This is a genomic window from Bacillus cereus group sp. N24, assembly GCF_016483345.1.
Taxonomy (GTDB): Bacteria; Bacillota; Bacilli; order Bacillales; family Bacillaceae_G; genus Bacillus_A; species Bacillus_A toyonensis.
Genome location: NZ_JAEHCA010000004.1, coordinates 292,619 through 309,517, shown reverse-complemented (window position 1 = coordinate 309,517; position 16,899 = coordinate 292,619). Strand labels below are relative to the sequence as shown.

The window sequence follows — 16,899 nt, the reverse complement described above, 5'->3', positions numbered from 1 at the left end:
GTATTTTTAATACTGCACACATAAACAAAAGAGTAACCATAATGGTTACTCCCGTTTACATATTTAAAAATTCGTTGCTTATTTCATTATTACTTTTAAATTTCAACTTCTCTTTCCCACATTTTTCAAAACGATACATATAAACTGTACCTAATTTACCTACTTTAAAAGCCTCATTATCCTGCATTTTCATAAAACTATATTTATGTTTATAGTGCGATTCATCCAAATAATTTCCAATCCACTTTTCAACATAACACAGTCCACTTTTGTGAAAGAATCTTCAACTAGCCTGATTACATACTTTTATTTAAAAGCTCAATTTCATATTGTAATTTTTTGAATTGCTCAAAATGCATTGTTATAGATTGACTGCTACCAACTTCAGCACTTTGTTTCACCAGTAATACTCCTGTATCATGAAAAAGCGCTTCAAGTTCTTTTCTGATGGACACTTTTGCAATATGAGCTGTTTTAATTGCAGATAAAATTGCAATCTCATTAAACTTTAATTTTATTTCATTTGGACAAAATGCGTTTTCAATCAATATAACTTCATTGCTATAAATAAGCGCAACAAGATTACTTGATTTTGCATCTGATAAATCTACTTTTTTTATAACGTTATTCATAACATTTTGCCTCCTTTGTTTTCGTATATATTAATTATACAAATTATTTCTTTTTTATTATCCAACTCATATTAAGTTTAACACACTTTTATTGAAAGCCACGCTTGAAACGTTTTACTATTCCACAATTTTTGTTACATGAACCATTTGGACTTTACTCCCATATAGTAATGTTAACAATTCATTATAAAGCAGGTGAAAATTATGCCCTCAGTTGTAGGGAATTTAGTTGTACAAAATAGTAACGGATCATTTAACTTAGGTGATTTCTACAACGTTTCTCCGAAAGAAAATACGAAAGCTTACAATGGATCTGGCGCATCAAACGTTGGTTTTGTTGTTAATACTTTTAACGGTGTTAGTGCGACTAATACGTTTGATTCGGACCTTGCAGATCAAAATCAAGTGGGTACAGCCTAACCCTATTTTTCAGCTTTCTGTATAGGAATTTTAGATTTGTCTATACTATAATCAGGCTGTTTCACAGCTATTATTGAATGTTGGAGTACCCTATCTTTTTCTCCCTTTCCCTGGGGCTTAGCAGTTAGCATGAAGCTAGCTGCTATTTCGCATTATTTCTTCCATCTATCAGAAATAATAGAAGCTAGATATTAAAGTTCAGCTTCTATTATTTCAATTACATCTATAAAACTAAATACACGTGTTTTATAAAATGCGTCTGTGCACATTATAATCTGCCTTACCGGGTCTATATGAACGACTGTCATATAACTTGTAAGTATGTAGCCATCTTCAAAATATGTCACCAATATTTCTTGCTCAGACAATAATGCCGTTAGCAATTTATCAGAAATTCTTTCTTTTTCTTCATTTGTTACTATCGGCCTTTGCACTTTTAATTTCTCACCAATAACCTTTCTCATACTTAACAATTGTTCCGACATTACTGTAAATGGAACCCACTCTCTTTCTTCTTTCTGCCTCTTTACATGATTCATTTCTTTATCTCCTTGATCATTTATCCACTCTATTTCACACATACTGTTACTCCATCATTTTTAGTAATTACTAAGTTCGTATTTATTTCTAAATTGTATAATCTCTGTACCAAAAAGAACATTTGTTCTAATTATACACGAACCTACGTTCTTTTGAGAAGAGGCATATTTATATTTTTTTTCCCTTAAAACAAACTTTTCACTCTCTACACATTGAAATACATTTAGCGAATAAAAAACGATTTCACATAAAGTGAAATCGTTTTTTCTAATACGTTATATTTTCAAGTTTATTTTTTTAACTTGACTAGCTTTCTTTTTTTGCATGAACCATTCTTAAACGCAAACATACATTATAATGAAAGAATTCACAAAATTTAATAAATTTATAATGTAACTCAATTTATTCCTTATAGGTTTTCTGTGAAAAGAGGGCGATTTCCACACTCTCTTTTCGCACATATCATATTACAATATCAAATACTCCTTTGCTTTCATAATAGTTTGATATTGCTATCATTCATTACATATATTTAGGATGTATGGTTATATGTAACTCTCTCTCCGTTTCTCCTCTTTTCGGATGACGAAAATACTCTATTTCATATTTTAACACTTCATACTCAACCATCCCGATTTTAATCCCTTTCGTTTCTTTTAATATAGCTAATAAATCACTTATATTTTCATCATTCGATTCAAAAACTTTCCCTCCGTCTTCTCTTTGAAAAATCACTTTCATATATTCTCCCCCACTTTCATTTATTCATCTAGTAAATAATACATTTAGAAATATTCATAACAAAAAGAACATCCTTTTTAATAGAATGCTCAACTTTTCACTTCCTATAATATTGCAAATGTTTATTCAAAAATATTATATGTACTATTCTTTAAATTATGTTGATCCACTATAAAAATTTATATACTTAATTTATATGTAATAAAATAATCAAAACATTACTATATCAACATTTTTTAAAACGATTATTATTTCCCATTTTATTTTCCCACAATTTCCCATTGTAATTCTTAATATTTAAATGTAATATTATATTGTCTTACTATCTTTTTTATAACACACACACTAATTAGAAAAGGGAACTCTATATGAGTTCCCTTTTCTAATTAAAGTTACATAATACTTCTAGAGTTTTACCTTTAAAAATTTCATATGAAGATGCGAAATTTTATTTTATTTAGTTTTTTGTTTTTTCTTTTTTACTTATCCGAATCATTCTAGTATGATTGTGTTTACCGAAGAAGTCTGCATTCTTTTTTCAAAAAAACAAAAAACAGAAGTCTAGCAAAATGCTACATTTCTGTTTTTTCTATCCGTATTATTTCTTTTCTAGAAATTTAAATGTCTCTTTAAATTCTTTATCATTCACCTTAATATCAGCATCTTTTAATAAATCATTGACTACTTGCTGTTTCCATTTACCTGTCGTATCTTGTAATCTTTGTTGTTCTAAATCTTTACGGATCTTATCCTTCACTTCTTCAAATGGTTTCAACTCTTTTTTATCGGTCACTTTAATAATATGGTAACCGTAAGATGTTTTAACTGGTTCACTTACTTGTCCTGCATTTAATTTATACGCAGCTTCCTCAAATTCTTTAACAGTTTGCCCAGGGCCAAAACCAGCTATTTCCCCGCCCTGTTCCTTTGAACCAGTATCTTCTGAGTACTGCTTCGCTAAAGCGGCAAAATCTTCACCATTATTAACTTTCTCTTTTACTTCTTTAGCGGTTTTTTCATCTTTTACTAAAATATGACTTACCTTCATTTCAGGTTTATAGTTATCTTTTACATCTTTTTCTGTGACAGTCGCTTTAATCGCTTTTTCAAATGCAATTTCTGGTTTCATTTTTTCTTTTAATTCATCTTCGTTTTTTAACCCAATTTTTTCTAAAGTCTCTTTAAAGTTGTCACCCATTTTATCTTTTGCTTCTTTTACTTGTTTTGTTACTTCCTCATCTGAAACTTTATATTTATCTAGCAGCGCCTTACTTAATACCATTTGGTATAATGTACTTTCTCCATATTTTTGTTTTAATTCTTTACTTAACTCTTTCTCTGTAACATTTCCTACTTTTGATGTTACTACGTTGTCTGAGGAACCACATGCAGATAATGCGAGTACCACGCATGAAATAATTGTTCCCAAAAATAGCTTTTTCTTTTTCAATTCAAATACCTCACTTTTATTATTATGCAACGTAACTATACACCGCTATTGTGAAAACAGTGTGTTTTCCATATGTAATTCATTTCATTTGAATCAAATATGTATCATATTTTTTATACACAAATATGAAAAATCTTCTCACTATTTATTAATGAGAAGACTCTTTATGAATGCCTCAAAAACATTTAACGACTAAGGTTACTTAATGATTAAATGTTTTTCCGGTATCCAACTACTTTGTCCGATATCTACCGCATTTTTTACTCTTCCCCACACACGGTAAGATGTTGATCCATCTATATTTCCTTTATAATTAATACATTCAGGCTCTCCATAATAATTCACTCCGTACCCGGCAGGATATTTTGAAGAAGCATAATACCATCTCACATCAAAATGTTTTAAATATACCCACTGCTTATCATTCCCTAAGCAAATCATATCTTTATCGCCGCCTCCCCAATAACTGTTTAAAATTAAATACGGGATTTTCTTAGTGATTGCACCTGTATACTGGGGGTTCACAGGATTTTCATATAAATTTATGCCGCATCCATCAGGATATTTTGAAACTGCAATACCAATACCACTTGATTGCTGCAAATCCACTACATTAGATTGATTTTCTTGATTCGAATCTATAAACCAGGAAAGTGACTTATTTCCTATTAATTGATTCAAATCACATTTCCCGATCCCAGGAACATTCCCCGAATCCGTATATTGCCAAATATCACACTGATATGCCGGCTTATTCCCTCCATAACGAGGAATCCATACAAAATCAGCATCAATATTACGCGCTCCAAACGATACATACGTGTGATGCCCAACATATAAACCTACTTTTTTCGCACCTAAACGACGTAATTCATCTATAAATACTTGTGTCCCGCCTTGCATATCTATCATCGTTTGTACTTCAACATCCGCCACCCAAAACGCAGCAGACTTATCGCCACGATTCCAAAAATCTTGTGCCTCTTTCTTTGCATCTGCAATAGAAATAAAACGACAAAATGCATAATTACCAAACGGAACACTATGCTTCTTCATTTCATTCACATAATTTTGATACATAAAATCCACCGTATTTGAACCATCTTGCACTCTAGCAATAACTAAATCTAGTTGAGGCGCTGCAATTTCCCAATTAATAGTTCCATTCCACTTTGAAATATCAACAATATAACCCATTACAATTCAACTCCTTTTTATTATCATATTCAAAGCTTGTTTTAGCGTAATCCACATGTATCTATTACTATCTATCTATAATATAAATAAGAAGAAATCTTTATTTTTTGAAATATATAATCTTTAAAACTACTTCTTTCAATCTCTCCTCTAACTCATATAAAAATTTAGGTGTGAAAATATCTATTTATTTAAAAATAATTTTTCTGGTGATAATAAAAAAATTTTCTATATGTCCTATGTTTATTTGCCTGTACGTAGAAAACCCATATATGTAAACTATCTTTTTATAATAGCCTAGTCTAACACTCATTTTTTATTTCATTACTATCTGTAATCAACAATTCCATACGCTATCCAGCCTATTTAAAATTGAGTAAAACTATAATTATTTTACATTTTACCACTGATTGCAAGCCAATAAATTTTGGTACAAAATAATATTAATACATAAAAAAGACATTTCCGATTTTTGAAAATGTCTTTTTGCATCTTAATAAAATAACTTTGGTTCTAAATCTGTATTTTGTAATTGTGGATTTTCACTGTTCATAACGCAACTTGTGGAAAATAAAATTGGGATATCACAAACATCATCCTGCATTACATCACGAAACACATTTGCAGCAACACCTGTAAACGTTTGACATAGATTTGAAATATCATCATTAAAAAATTGGATCACTTCCGCTTTAAAAACTGGAAATACAACATTCACTCCACCAGGGAACTGAGGCTGTACCACAACTTGTTCAAAATAAGGATTATTCTCTAACGCTACTTGAAATAAATGCGCAATTTCAAATGCATCTAGTGGACAAGGAAATGGATTTACAATTTCATTTTCATTATTCGTTACAATAACCGTTACACTTACATTTCCAAATTGTACAGAAGATTTTAGAAGCGTTGCTAATGCTCTCGCTTTTTCATTACTTAACGCATGCACTAAAATAATATAATTCCCGCCAACCGGAATAAGTGGCCCCACTGTAACTGTTGGATCAGCACCAATTGAATTTCTTAGTTCATTAAAATATGTGATCCACGGTGGTGAAAGCTGTGGCTGAGCTTGTACATTTTCTTCCATTCTTTTATTACCTCCTCATACTATTCTTACTACCATAATATGTATCAGGACATAAAATGCATTAGATAATTAAATCATTTTTCATATTATATTAATTAAGCATTTCATAGAGTATTCTCCGCTTTTTCCCACATGTTTATGTACTTATACTACAATGAGGTTCTATATTATAATCAACTTAACAAAGATTTCATATTATATAAATACACCTTAATAATCATTTAAATCAAAAGGTGAAGCATATATATTGTGGAATATTAGGAGCTGATTTCATGAAAAAAAAACCTATCGTGTTCAAAGTTCCACCGAATTCAAAACTAAAAGTTACATTTTTCGGTCCTTGTAACGAAGTAATTACAAATGTTTCTATAATTAATCAACTACTCACCCCTAAATGCCAAACTATCACGCAATATCCAAACTTTAAGAAATATGTAACTGAAGTACGATCATTATCCCATTGTTAGTCCCCATCATGCACGATTTTCACAACTTTGTTACCTAGATTATTTCGAAAAAAAACAACTACATCCCTAAATTAAAATTACTCATTTCATGATATTCCATTGATAATTTATTGATTCTTTACACGTTTTCATTAAGCACGCATATATTATCGTATGGAGATTATCCACTCATAAAACCTATCTTTCTTTTGAGCATACTTTTTATGTATGCTCTTTTTTTATGTCCATCGTGTGGACTCGACAATAACCTTCTATATATTATACTCTCACTATTACCATTCATTTCTCTTCTATTAAAACATTATATCTAATTCATAAAACACTCATATAATAAACGACATTGAATCTGATTGCTTATATATTTTAGAAAAACAATAAAAAGCCCACACTATTTAGTGAGGGTCTTAACAAACTTGCTATAAAACATCTACTTATCAGCTTCATTCAATTGGAGAAGGAAACCTTGCCGCTTCAAAATGAACAGTATTCAAACCGTTAACGTTTTGTACAATAACGCCATCAATACTACTCTCTGCGAAAATTTCAACTACATCCCCTGCTTCTAATTGAAGAATAGAAGTGACTGAAACATCATTATTAAAAAATACCCCTGTCCCAAAGAAATCATTATCTATAGCTATTGCTGCATTTCCATTTACACGAATTTCTACTCTAGCTCTGTAATTCACATTAAAATCATTTGGAGAAAATGTTATATTTCCTAATACACTATATACTCCTCTAGTCTTCGGCTTAAAAGTGGATGTTACTGGATTATATTCATTCGCTAAATCAAATTGTTCATTTTGAAATAACACTTTAGCAGACGTATTTGCCAGAATAGGTTGATTAACCGTATTCACAGCTCTAAATGCCGACGCTCTTACAAGCTCCTCTTTCTTATTACCACAACAATTTACTTTTACATACTTCCCATCACATTGACTACTTTCCCTATAACAATCATGACTTTTCTTTTTGTACTCTTTACAATACTTACAGTAATAATAAGACGTAGTAAGTCCCCCTTTAAATTTATTATTACATACTATGCAAAATTGATTAGAAAAGCTTGGATGAGCTGTTACTATTATTTTTTAAAAAATGAATCCCCACCTGTTTGGTGAGGATCTATTTTTAAACTTCTATTCATTTTTAAATTACCTAATTTATTTAGTAGGAGACGGAAATCTTGCCGCTTCAAAGTGCGAACCATCTTCTAAAGGGCTTAAAACACCATCTATACTACTTTGTACATAAATTTCAACTGTATCTCCTGCATTCAATTGAATGATTGTTGAAACACTTACAACATTTCCAAAACCTATTGGACCAAAAAAGTCATTATCTATAGCTATTGCTGCATTTCCATTCACACGAATTTCTACACGAGCTCTATAATTTAAATTTGTATCGTTTGGAAAGAAACCAATCGTTCCAATAATAGAATATACGCCTTTCGTCTTCGGCATAAAAATAGACGTTGCTGGATTATACTCATTTGCTAAATCAAATTGTTCATTTTGGAATAACACTTTCACAAAAGTATTAGCAGGAACATTTTGATTTACAGTATTTCTAGCTCTAAATGCTGATGCCCTAACAAGGTTATCCTTGTTGGCATGACACTTACTAGTGTTATTACGACAATCATGTTGCTTCTTTTTATAATCCTTACAATACTTACAGTAGTAATAGCAAGACATACTCGTTCCCCTTTCAAGCTTATTACTACATATTATGCAAGATTGATTAGAGAGGTTTGGACGAGCTATTATTATTTTTAAAAGGGTGCTTTTTACTTGCACCCTTTTGTATTCATTTTATTCCTCTAGATTTATAAATTGAATACTGTTCCATATGGAATTGAAGTAAAAGCAATTCCGTATGGTGTAAAATGTTGCGTTGGGTAAAAATACTCCATAGAGGAATAATACGGTTGTATACCTTGCTGCATTTGTATTTGTTGTTGCATTTGCAATGCTTGTTGAACAGCTTGAACTGTACTTTGTGCCCCGCTATACGTTATAGCCGTACCATACGCTGGTCGCATGCCAACTTGAGAATCCACATATGAATAAAACATTAATTTCAACTCACTTCCGAATAAGTTATTACAAAGTATGTTATGTATAATTATTTCAGTGAGTGCTAAGAGCTAGTCTACTAGCCTTTAGCACGTTTTTCATTTTAAACGTTCTACTGCCCTCCCAATTTCCTATTTCACTTCCAAGTTTCATCTACTATTAATGGTGATTTTATGATCCAAAAATGAATGTACCTCAAATAAAAAACTATATGTGGCTGGCTCTATCAGCCCTCCTTATAAAGGTGAACTTACAACCTTTTTCATACATTCTTAATTTATTAGTATTTGTGAATGAAAAGTCACTTCATATATTTTGGAGGGACTTTTCATTCACGATTTTCCGATAATTCCTTAACAAAATAAAAAAGCAGCTTTTAGGCTACTTTAAATTGCTTTTATCCCCAAGAGAAATGATATATATATTCTCCCGTTACACTTTCATTAATCCCAGTAATCCTTACAAATCGCATTAAGTCTGCTCCTTGAAGAAAATACATCGTAAGTGTAACTGGTACCTGTGACCACATAAATTGATAAAGCTCGTTCACTCTCTGTTTTGTTGAAACAGTTACATCATATACAGGACCATTATTCCACGCAGAAGTTTGAACTGCAGTGAACGGAAGGTCTTTCCCATTAACCACTATTCTTGCCACACTTTGAGTTATGTCCACAACAATCTCCTCCGCTATTCCATAATTAGACCTGTTTCCATACTCATATTCTTATAGATATTCTTAGCTTTAATAAATGTTTGAGGAAAACCTCTATTCAAATTAATTTATTTTATAAAATAAAAAAGAGGCCTACTCATCATACGAGTAGGCCTCTTTTTTCGCTTTACATAGGCTTCAGTTGCATTTACATAGTATGTTTACTTAACAGTATATGCCCAGCCTTTACGGTCAAGATAATCAGTGAATGCTTTTAATTGAGTATCGCTAGTTGGATCAGTTACAGGATAAACATAGCCATCACTTCTAAGAATTAAGTTACCTGTCATCTTAACTGAGTTTAAAGCACTTACTAATTCAGCCAAGTTTTCTTTACCTATTCCACCAACTTCGACAATATTACGTTTTTGAGGTGGTTGGCTACCTCCACCAGATTGTCCAGTTAAAGCAAAAACGATTGAATTAGCGATTTTATCAACATCCCATTTTGCCATGTCGGAATCATTATCAATGAATCCTAATTCGATAAGAATAGCTGGTGCTTTAGTCCCATTCAATACTGCTAAATCTTTACGTTGTTTCGCACCACGATCACGCCATCCAATATCTTTTGCTAGTTGAGCTGAAATTTTAGATGCTAGTTCATTCTGATCATAATACAGCACTTCAACACCCTGCCCAGTCCCATCACTTGCATTAAGGTGAAAAGCAATAGCTAAATCTACAACATGTGAATTACTATTACGAATAATATTATTTAAATTTTGAGCTTGAGTGCTTCCTACTTCGTCCGTATCATCATAGACTGTGTGTCCTAAAGCTTTTAACTTGGCCGCAACCGCATCTTTAACTTGACGATCCAAAACATGCTCTTTCCGATTTCCCCAGTTAGCCCCTTGTACAATACTATTGTGTCCTCCATGTAAACTATAACGCGCCATTACTCAACATCTCCTTTTTTATTAGTATATTCAGAGGTTTTCTCATGGTCTGTCCATATACCTAAGTCCATACCAAGTGCAGGCAAATAAGGCGCCAATTCATCTAAAAGCTTTTCGCATACCGAATTTAATATAATAAAATTCAAGTAAAGAAAAAAACCGCAACCCATTTTTTCAGTTACGGAATCTTTTTTGTATTCTCTTTTGAAACGTTCATTATGAATCACTCTCTTTTTCTAACTATCTAGTCCATTTAGTTTTAAAGTCACTCTATTAACGATACTTCCCCATAAATATCTAAAGAAATTTCTAATCATGCCATCCCAGCTACTTGCAAAAAATGAAGAAAAAGCTTATAAAGAAAAGTGAGGTTCCTGATATTCGGTTTCATGATCTAAAGCAATCCTTAACATTAATGTTGCAATAATGTATTTAACTAAAGATCGTAAGCGAATGATTAGGACATGAAAGAGTAGGCATCACATTAGACACCTACTCACAAGTTGTACCAGACCTACAAGAAAAAGCAGTCGAAGATTTTGCAAACAATCTATTTCAAAAATACTAATGTTTGCAATTACGGATTTCGCATAAAAATACTAGCTTATCCGTGTAACATTGAGAGGAGTCAAAAACATGAGAGAAATCAAGTCTGAAAAAGAATTCAAAGACATCATCGCAAGTGAGGAGCCAGTAGTTGTTAAGTTCTTTACTACATGGTGCCCGGATTGCGTACGTATGGACAACTTTATCGGAGAGGTAATGGAAGAGTTCAATAAGTTTGAATGGTATTCTATTAATAAAGATGAGTTTCCAAGTATCGCTGAAGAGTATCAAGTAATGGGTATTCCAAGTTTACTTGTATACCAAAATGGTGAGAAGCTAGGCCACTTACATAGTGCTAACGCAAAAACTGAAGAGCAAGTTACTGAGTTTTTAGAAGCATACTAAGATGAAAATCCTCTGAAAAATATTTTTCAGAGGATTCTCATCTTTTTTCACAATTATTGTCGTAGCTCTTTCTTCATGACCAATGTACATAATTACACTCCTTTCCCCCTTCATCCCCTAAGTATAGATGTATACGTTCGTATCACCACTATCATATGTAATTAATATATCGTATTGTGGTATTTCGCCACTTTCCTTTTGTTTTTTCATTTCAATCCACAAATTATGAACCCCATTGATTATTTGTTTGTTTTCTATGTTCATTACATATTTTTCATTTAATCCATCGTATCCTTTACATGTAGATATTGATCATTTAGAAATATAATACTTCTTCACAATTTCATCATTTGATGAATTACATCCAGTCATTATTAGAAAAATACATAGTAAGAAAAGTATTCGTTTCTACATCCACCTACCATCTTATCCCTTTCATTGTGAATAATTCCCAATTATATTCATACCCTCACTTTGTACTTTTCAACATATTTTTCCTTAACGAAACTTTGTTACCCCCTACTTAAAAAGCTATAAAGTGTCAACAATGTTTGTATAGACCCACACGAGTTTCATTTGATACTCTATGTATAGAAAGAAATTCCTTTAAAGAAAGGTGCGTGATTAAAATGGATACTCTTTCTCATAAAGAAGCTGATAAAGGTGCTATTGTCAGCATTATGGCCTACATATTTTTATCCTCTATGAAAATTATCATCAGTTATATTACCCTCTCTAGTGCATTACGTGCTGACGGTTTGAATAACTTAACGGATATTGGTGCCTCTTTAGCAATATTAATCGGTTTAAAAATTTCTCGTAAACCTCGAGATCCAGATCATCCATATGGGCATTCGCGTGCAGAACAAATAGCTTCGCTTGTTGCTTCTTTCATTATGGCAACGGTCGGATTAGAAGTTGTTATTAGTGCCATTCAATCATTTTTAAATCCGAAACAAGCTGCTCCCAATGTACTTGCTGCATGGGTAGCTTTATTTTCTGCTGTCGTTATGTACTGTGTATTTAGGTATACGAAAAAGATTGCAATTCGAACAAAGAGTAAATCATTAGAAGCTGCCGCGAAGGATAATTTATCAGATGCACTCGTAAGTATTGGTACAGTTGTAGGCATTGTCGGCTCACAGTTCCAAATGCCTATTTTAGATCCTATTGCCGCTTTAATTGTCGGCCTTATTATTTGTAAAACTGCATGGGAAATTTTCGTAGAAGCTTCTCATATGCTAACAGATGGCATTGATCCTGATAAAATGGAAGAATATGCTGATGCTATTGAGCATATTTCTGGTGTGGAAAACATTGTAGATATTCGAGCGCGTATGTACGGAAATCAAACGTACGTTGATATTACAATCGAGGTAGACGCTCGTATGGATGTTGGAGAAAGTCACTGTATTACTGACAACATCGAAGCCATGCTTCGAAAAAAATTCGGAATTTACCATGCCCACATTCATGTTGAACCAATGGAAAAAGAACCTATTATGACATAGGTTCTTTTTTTATAAACGCTTTATGAAATATAACACATAAAACGAGCCAGCTACCGCCAGCTGCCCATCCTGCTAATATGTCAGATGGAAAATGCACGCCAAGATATATTCGGCTAACTGAAATAGATAATACAACAAAGCTTGCTATAAGAATAATCAACAGTTTTTTATGCAATGAAATACGCTCTTCAGTAATTGTGACGTATGCAATAAATCCTAAAAAAGCAGTAGCATTCATCGTATGACCGCTCGGAAAACTATATCCAGTTGCAGTAACAAGCTGCGTTACATCAGGTCTTGCCCGTTCATACCATAGTTTAAGCATACTGTTTAAATAACGAGATCCGTAGTAATTAATTGTTAGAAGTAATGCACTAAGCAACTTTTTTCTAACGAGAAAATACATTACAAGAATAATGAGTAACGGAAAATATATTCTTTTGGAACCGATAAAGGACACCCAAGTAAAATAGGTTGTCAAATAATCGTTTCGAAAACTTTGAATAAAGTGTGCGACTATATTGTCAAATTTCTCAATACAAGCGGTATGATACGAAAGTGATAGTGCGACAAAACAAATGAGTAGAGTAAAGCTTAACAAGTATAAATGTCGATATCGTTTCACATACATAACCTCACTATGCAAAAAAATGGAGCGGTTGTTTTAGTTTTCCTCTCCATTTCTTTTTTATGCATAGTTTATTAAAAAATATAATTGTTAATTTTTTGCTGCATCGTTGGGATATCTTCATTCGTTACTGTAAAGCGAATAACCTTCTCATCCAGATCAAGTGCTTCTGCAAATAAACCTGCCAATCCACGTGATTTTCTATCTACTTCCATAATGATTTCTAACCGATCGTGGGAACTTGGTAAGATTAATAATTCTAATTCATCTAATTTCCCATAATACTGTCCTGAAACAGGAATAAACTCAAACTCTTGTGCGAATGGTACTTGCTTACGTAATCGATATGGTAATTCTTCGCATTCTATATGACGCGCTTTAAAACCTAATTGATTTACACTCTCTAATACACTGTTCAATAGTGCATTTGGCAACACTTGAATGTAATCACGGTCACTTGGATCAATACTATTTTTAATATCAAGGCCTGTATGAACCCAAACCGTTTTCATTCCAAGTGTTAGTGGTGCTTCAATTGGCATCTTAAATGAAAATGGAATTTCTTTCTTTTCATTTGGCTCTACAGAAAATGGATCTGTTAAACGAACTCGCTCTAAGTCAAACGTTGCTGTTACTTTTTTATCATCCACTTCTCTTACATATGATGTTGATAACGTTAAGTAAATGCTTTCAATTTGTTGGCTAACTGATCCTCCAGTTATACGAACCTTCCCTACTATCGTTTCTCCAACTACATACTCCTCTTTTTCAAGAACAGTATCTACTTTTGCACTACCAATGCCAACACTCGCTAAAAACTTTTGAAACATGGAGTCTCCATCCTTTCTAAAGCAAAAGCTATATCTTTTTTTAAATCTTGTACATTCTCATAGTACGGTGTTTTTATTTGTAACATTCGCATCAATATTTCACGATTATCATTTTTCAAAGTTAACTCTTCATACCATGGCTTTTCATGTTTTTCAATAGATTCATATCCTGCATATAATAAAAATAACGAGAAATGGCCAAGCGCATAAAAATCGCTACGAAAGTGAACTTCTCGCATCAAAGCTTGTTCACCTTCATACGTTGTAGCTCGTTCATCACCCTCACCTTTATATTTAGCTAATCCAAAATCAATAATACTAATTTGATTTTCTTTCATTAATATGTTCGGAATACGTAAATCTCGGTGAATAATACCTTTACTATGAAAAACTGAAACAATTCCTAATATTTCATATAAAATTTCAAAAACTTCACGTTCTTTATATACACGCCCATCTGAGAAAATATAATCTTCAAAATTTTCACCAGGCATATATTCCATCACAAAAAAGCTTTTTTTATCCCATAAGAACTGATCATAGAGACTAGGAATTGCTTGATGATTCAATGTTTGTAAAATCATTTTCTCTTGCTCAAATGATTTTCTACCAGACTCATATCTTTGTTTACTTTTTCTTAACTGTTTTAAGACTTTATATCTATTTATTTGTAAATCATTAACGACATATGTAACCCCATAACTGCCCATTCCAATTACTGATTCAATTTTATAACGTTCTGCTACAATTGTATTTTTTCGCAGTGGTCTATCAAATAAAGCTAGTACACGATGCCATTTCATCAGCTACTTGAAAAGAAGCTACGGCTTTTACGTTTTCTTTTATAATGTTGGTGTCCATAACCAGAAGAACGTCGCTTATAGTCACTACTTGAATAAGAGCGCCCTCTATGACGATAATCACTACTCGAATACGAACGATTTTTTTTCTTTCCTAATAAAGAATCAATAATTTTTTTGAACATCCCTTCACCTCTTTAGTAAAATTTTCTCTTAATTATACCAATAATTTATAAGCACATTTGTGACAAGTTTGTAAAGAGTAAAAAACGACGAGTTTAGCCCGCCGTTACTTTCAATCTTCCTCTTCATCAAAAACTTCGTCAATCATGCATTTCTCTAATAAATACTCGAATGTAATATCTGCGAGATCTTCAATTTCCTCTCGCTTTGGGACGTATCCCCTTTCAATTAGTTGCTCATAAAAAAACTCCGCAATCTCTTCCGTATCAATTACGACTTCAATTTCCTTCATGAGCATCACTCCTTTATTTCTGTTTTATGAAAAAATCTCAAAATTATGTATATGAGATTAGAAAAATAGTTTTTCTTTTTTTATAGGTCATATCATTTGGACGAGGTGCATACGATGGTAGTACAAGCTATCCAAAAGGGGGAAATAATAATGGAATACCAATACGAAGTAGAACAAACAAAAGAAGAGTTCATGCATGAAGATCAATGGGCAGACTCTCTTATTAAATGGCTTTTTATTTTTTTAATAATTGTAGGCATACCTTATACTGCATATGTTGTTGTTCAATTTATTCTCTCTGTCTAGTTAACTATTTTTTCTCTGTCAATTTAACTAAATAATTATGAACAACATCCATAACAATTTTATATTCTTCATCTTTAAATGTATCAAATAACAATTGATAATCGTTATAAATATCAAGTAACCCGTCTATGATTTCTTGACGATTTGTCTTAACACTCACTTTTTTCGAGTTGTTAATTGACTTTAATTTTCCTAAATCCAATTTATTCATGCCGGCTTTATCTTGTTTCATTTTCTTCAAAATTGCATTTGCCGTTTGAGCATTGGCAAGTAAAGTTAAATCTGATTCATCCGCTTCTAACCATTCACCATCCGTAATTCGTGATAACTCATATATCGTATCTTCCCATGCGTCATTTTTGTATCTCCATACTTCTGTACGAAAACCAACAATACGAAAAACATCTTTATCATATCCAGTCACTTGCACGAGATCACCAAAGGTGAAATTATAATTTAATTCAATCCACTCCGTATCGCCCTTTTTCATTTCTTGCTCTGTAACGTGCTGCAATGTTTGTTCTACATAAAATCCATCGTGATTATTGACTTCGTATACATAAACTCCATCTAAAACTTTCATATTTGTGATTTTACCAACGGTTCCATATAGCGTAATCACGACTATGTCCCCTACGTTGTATTTAGGTTGTTTTTTTCTTGCCATCTCTATCTCTCCTTTTTTTGACGTCGTGATTTTGATAACAGTATATGCAACCTACTTAAAAACGCTTATCACAGAAGCTTATATTCATAAATTTTTTCGATAAAAAAATATCACTACATAAAATTTATGTGAAACGCAAAAAAAGCTAGTAAATAGACTAGCTTTAAATCAAGACATTTCATATAAAAAAACATACAGAATACTTCACTTTCAAGAAGTAATGTATTCTGTATGTTTTCAAATCGTTTTTATCCTTCTTGTATGTATAAATCCCACGCTTCATCAAATATAGACATACTTTCTAGCATTCCACTTAACTCTAAGTATGAACTAATTTCATCATAGTCTTCAGATTGCTTCGGAAAACTTAAATCATCATACATTGCCTCTGCTAAATCTGAAATTTCATTTCTAAATAAAGCTGCGCGATGCTTCATCATATAATGGTAAAATGTCTTTTTCAAAAATATTCCCTGCCTTTCTAACTTGG

25 protein-coding genes and 1 pseudogene are annotated in these 16,899 nt (G+C 32.2%); 6 read left to right on the top strand and 20 right to left on the bottom strand.

What is annotated here, in order from left to right:
• Positions 1–55: 55 nt before the first annotated feature.
• Both JDS95_RS31075 and JDS95_RS09445 read right to left on the bottom strand, forming a co-directional pair.
• The gene (locus JDS95_RS31075; protein WP_033660525.1) at positions 56–262 is read right to left on the bottom strand and encodes a zinc finger protein 100; all 207 of its coding nucleotides are present in this window, start codon (positions 260–262) and stop codon (positions 56–58) included.
• A gap of 34 nt (positions 263–296) precedes the next feature.
• Positions 297–632: a hypothetical protein gene (locus JDS95_RS09445; protein WP_001066863.1), complete on the bottom strand. Its 336-nt coding sequence runs from the start codon at positions 630–632 to the stop codon at positions 297–299.
• Positions 633–836: 204 nt separating this feature from the next.
• Between JDS95_RS09445 and gerPF the strand changes: the two genes are divergently transcribed.
• Positions 837–1,052, top strand: coding sequence for a spore germination protein GerPF (gene gerPF / locus JDS95_RS09440; RefSeq protein WP_001141565.1), 216 nt, complete (start codon positions 837–839; stop codon positions 1,050–1,052).
• A 191-nt stretch (positions 1,053–1,243) separates the two neighbouring features.
• On the opposite strand, the gene JDS95_RS09435 is transcribed toward gerPF, so the two are convergent.
• From JDS95_RS09435 to JDS95_RS09415, 5 genes are all read right to left on the bottom strand, one after another.
• A complete protein-coding gene (locus JDS95_RS09435; protein WP_033661286.1) occupies positions 1,244–1,591 on the bottom strand; it encodes a YolD-like family protein in 348 nt (115 codons plus the stop codon).
• 523 nt (positions 1,592–2,114) lie between these two features.
• The gene (locus JDS95_RS09430) at positions 2,115–2,333 is read right to left on the bottom strand and encodes a hypothetical protein (RefSeq protein ID WP_000864289.1); all 219 of its coding nucleotides are present in this window, start codon (positions 2,331–2,333) and stop codon (positions 2,115–2,117) included.
• A 598-nt stretch (positions 2,334–2,931) separates the two neighbouring features.
• A complete protein-coding gene (locus tag JDS95_RS09425; RefSeq protein WP_033661288.1) occupies positions 2,932–3,783 on the bottom strand; it encodes a peptidylprolyl isomerase PrsA in 852 nt (283 codons plus the stop codon).
• A gap of 198 nt (positions 3,784–3,981) precedes the next feature.
• Complete coding sequence (locus JDS95_RS09420; protein WP_000540677.1) at positions 3,982–4,980, bottom strand: glycoside hydrolase family 25 protein; 999 nt, start codon at positions 4,978–4,980, stop codon at positions 3,982–3,984.
• 493 nt (positions 4,981–5,473) lie between these two features.
• The gene (locus JDS95_RS09415) at positions 5,474–6,070 is read right to left on the bottom strand and encodes a hypothetical protein (protein WP_085451184.1); all 597 of its coding nucleotides are present in this window, start codon (positions 6,068–6,070) and stop codon (positions 5,474–5,476) included.
• 272 nt (positions 6,071–6,342) lie between these two features.
• On the opposite strand from JDS95_RS09415, the gene JDS95_RS09410 reads away from it, so the two are divergent.
• Positions 6,343–6,537, top strand: a complete 195-nt coding sequence (locus JDS95_RS09410; RefSeq protein WP_000729005.1) for a hypothetical protein — start codon at positions 6,343–6,345, stop codon at positions 6,535–6,537.
• Positions 6,538–6,977: 440 nt separating this feature from the next.
• Here JDS95_RS09410 and JDS95_RS09405 read toward each other — a convergent pair whose 3' ends face one another.
• The 6 genes from JDS95_RS09405 to JDS95_RS09380 all read right to left on the bottom strand — a co-directional run bounded on the left by JDS95_RS09405 (position 6,978) and on the right by JDS95_RS09380 (position 10,468).
• Complete coding sequence (locus JDS95_RS09405; protein ID WP_080119695.1) at positions 6,978–7,589, bottom strand: hypothetical protein; 612 nt, start codon at positions 7,587–7,589, stop codon at positions 6,978–6,980.
• 117 nt (positions 7,590–7,706) lie between these two features.
• Positions 7,707–8,243: a C1q-like domain-containing protein gene (locus JDS95_RS09400; RefSeq protein ID WP_016108327.1), complete on the bottom strand. Its 537-nt coding sequence runs from the start codon at positions 8,241–8,243 to the stop codon at positions 7,707–7,709.
• Positions 8,244–8,374: 131 nt separating this feature from the next.
• Entirely contained in the window at positions 8,375–8,623 is a 249-nt protein-coding gene (locus JDS95_RS09395) for a DUF3947 family protein (RefSeq protein ID WP_085451183.1), read from the bottom strand.
• A 398-nt stretch (positions 8,624–9,021) separates the two neighbouring features.
• A complete protein-coding gene (locus tag JDS95_RS09390; RefSeq protein WP_002093762.1) occupies positions 9,022–9,300 on the bottom strand; it encodes a hypothetical protein in 279 nt (92 codons plus the stop codon).
• A gap of 200 nt (positions 9,301–9,500) precedes the next feature.
• Positions 9,501–10,241 (bottom strand): N-acetylmuramoyl-L-alanine amidase, encoded by a 741-nt coding sequence (locus JDS95_RS09385; RefSeq protein WP_000135303.1) that lies wholly within the window; start codon positions 10,239–10,241, stop codon positions 9,501–9,503.
• On the bottom strand, positions 10,241–10,468 hold the full coding sequence (locus JDS95_RS09380) for a hypothetical protein (RefSeq protein ID WP_206773836.1): 228 nt from the start codon (positions 10,466–10,468) through the stop codon (positions 10,241–10,243). Before JDS95_RS09380 ends, JDS95_RS09385 begins: the two co-directional genes overlap by 1 nt.
• Positions 10,469–10,557: 89 nt before the next feature.
• On the opposite strand from JDS95_RS09380, the pseudogene JDS95_RS31820 reads away from it, so the two are divergent.
• The 3 genes and pseudogenes from JDS95_RS31820 to JDS95_RS09370 all read left to right on the top strand — a co-directional run.
• Positions 10,558–10,809, top strand: a pseudogene (locus JDS95_RS31820) (site-specific integrase); the annotation flags it as partial.
• A 68-nt stretch (positions 10,810–10,877) separates the two neighbouring features.
• Positions 10,878–11,192: a thioredoxin family protein gene (locus JDS95_RS09375; RefSeq protein ID WP_001206937.1), complete on the top strand. Its 315-nt coding sequence runs from the start codon at positions 10,878–10,880 to the stop codon at positions 11,190–11,192.
• A 629-nt stretch (positions 11,193–11,821) separates the two neighbouring features.
• Positions 11,822–12,703, top strand: a complete 882-nt coding sequence (locus JDS95_RS09370) for a cation diffusion facilitator family transporter (protein ID WP_000380381.1) — start codon at positions 11,822–11,824, stop codon at positions 12,701–12,703.
• Here JDS95_RS09370 and JDS95_RS09365 read toward each other — a convergent pair.
• From JDS95_RS09365 to JDS95_RS09345, 5 genes are all read right to left on the bottom strand, one after another.
• Complete coding sequence (locus tag JDS95_RS09365; protein WP_002093763.1) at positions 12,693–13,328, bottom strand: phosphatase PAP2 family protein; 636 nt, start codon at positions 13,326–13,328, stop codon at positions 12,693–12,695. The two genes, JDS95_RS09370 and JDS95_RS09365, sit on opposite strands and share 11 nt — an antisense overlap.
• 77 nt (positions 13,329–13,405) lie before the next feature.
• Positions 13,406–14,161, bottom strand: coding sequence for a sporulation protein (locus tag JDS95_RS09360; RefSeq protein WP_000486638.1), 756 nt, complete (start codon positions 14,159–14,161; stop codon positions 13,406–13,408).
• A complete protein-coding gene (locus JDS95_RS09355) occupies positions 14,143–14,964 on the bottom strand; it encodes a serine/threonine protein kinase (protein WP_000871041.1) in 822 nt (273 codons plus the stop codon). Before JDS95_RS09355 ends, JDS95_RS09360 begins: the two co-directional genes overlap by 19 nt.
• Positions 14,964–15,146, bottom strand: coding sequence for a hypothetical protein (locus JDS95_RS09350; protein WP_000473369.1), 183 nt, complete (start codon positions 15,144–15,146; stop codon positions 14,964–14,966). The genes JDS95_RS09355 and JDS95_RS09350 overlap by 1 nt, the downstream gene beginning before the upstream one ends.
• Before the next feature lie 110 nt (positions 15,147–15,256).
• On the bottom strand, positions 15,257–15,436 hold the full coding sequence (locus JDS95_RS09345) for a YozD family protein (protein WP_000658452.1): 180 nt from the start codon (positions 15,434–15,436) through the stop codon (positions 15,257–15,259).
• A gap of 150 nt (positions 15,437–15,586) precedes the next feature.
• Between JDS95_RS09345 and JDS95_RS09340 the strand changes: the two genes are divergently transcribed.
• On the top strand, positions 15,587–15,742 hold the full coding sequence (locus tag JDS95_RS09340; RefSeq protein WP_000456536.1) for a DUF3930 family protein: 156 nt from the start codon (positions 15,587–15,589) through the stop codon (positions 15,740–15,742).
• 4 nt (positions 15,743–15,746) lie between these two features.
• Here JDS95_RS09340 and JDS95_RS09335 read toward each other — a convergent pair whose 3' ends face one another.
• Positions 15,747–16,409, bottom strand: a complete 663-nt coding sequence (locus JDS95_RS09335) for a hypothetical protein (protein ID WP_000101503.1) — start codon at positions 16,407–16,409, stop codon at positions 15,747–15,749.
• Between the two features lie 248 nt (positions 16,410–16,657).
• Positions 16,658–16,873 (bottom strand): YozE family protein, encoded by a 216-nt coding sequence (locus tag JDS95_RS09330; protein WP_000750718.1) that lies wholly within the window; start codon positions 16,871–16,873, stop codon positions 16,658–16,660.
• Positions 16,874–16,899: the final 26 nt, after the last annotated feature.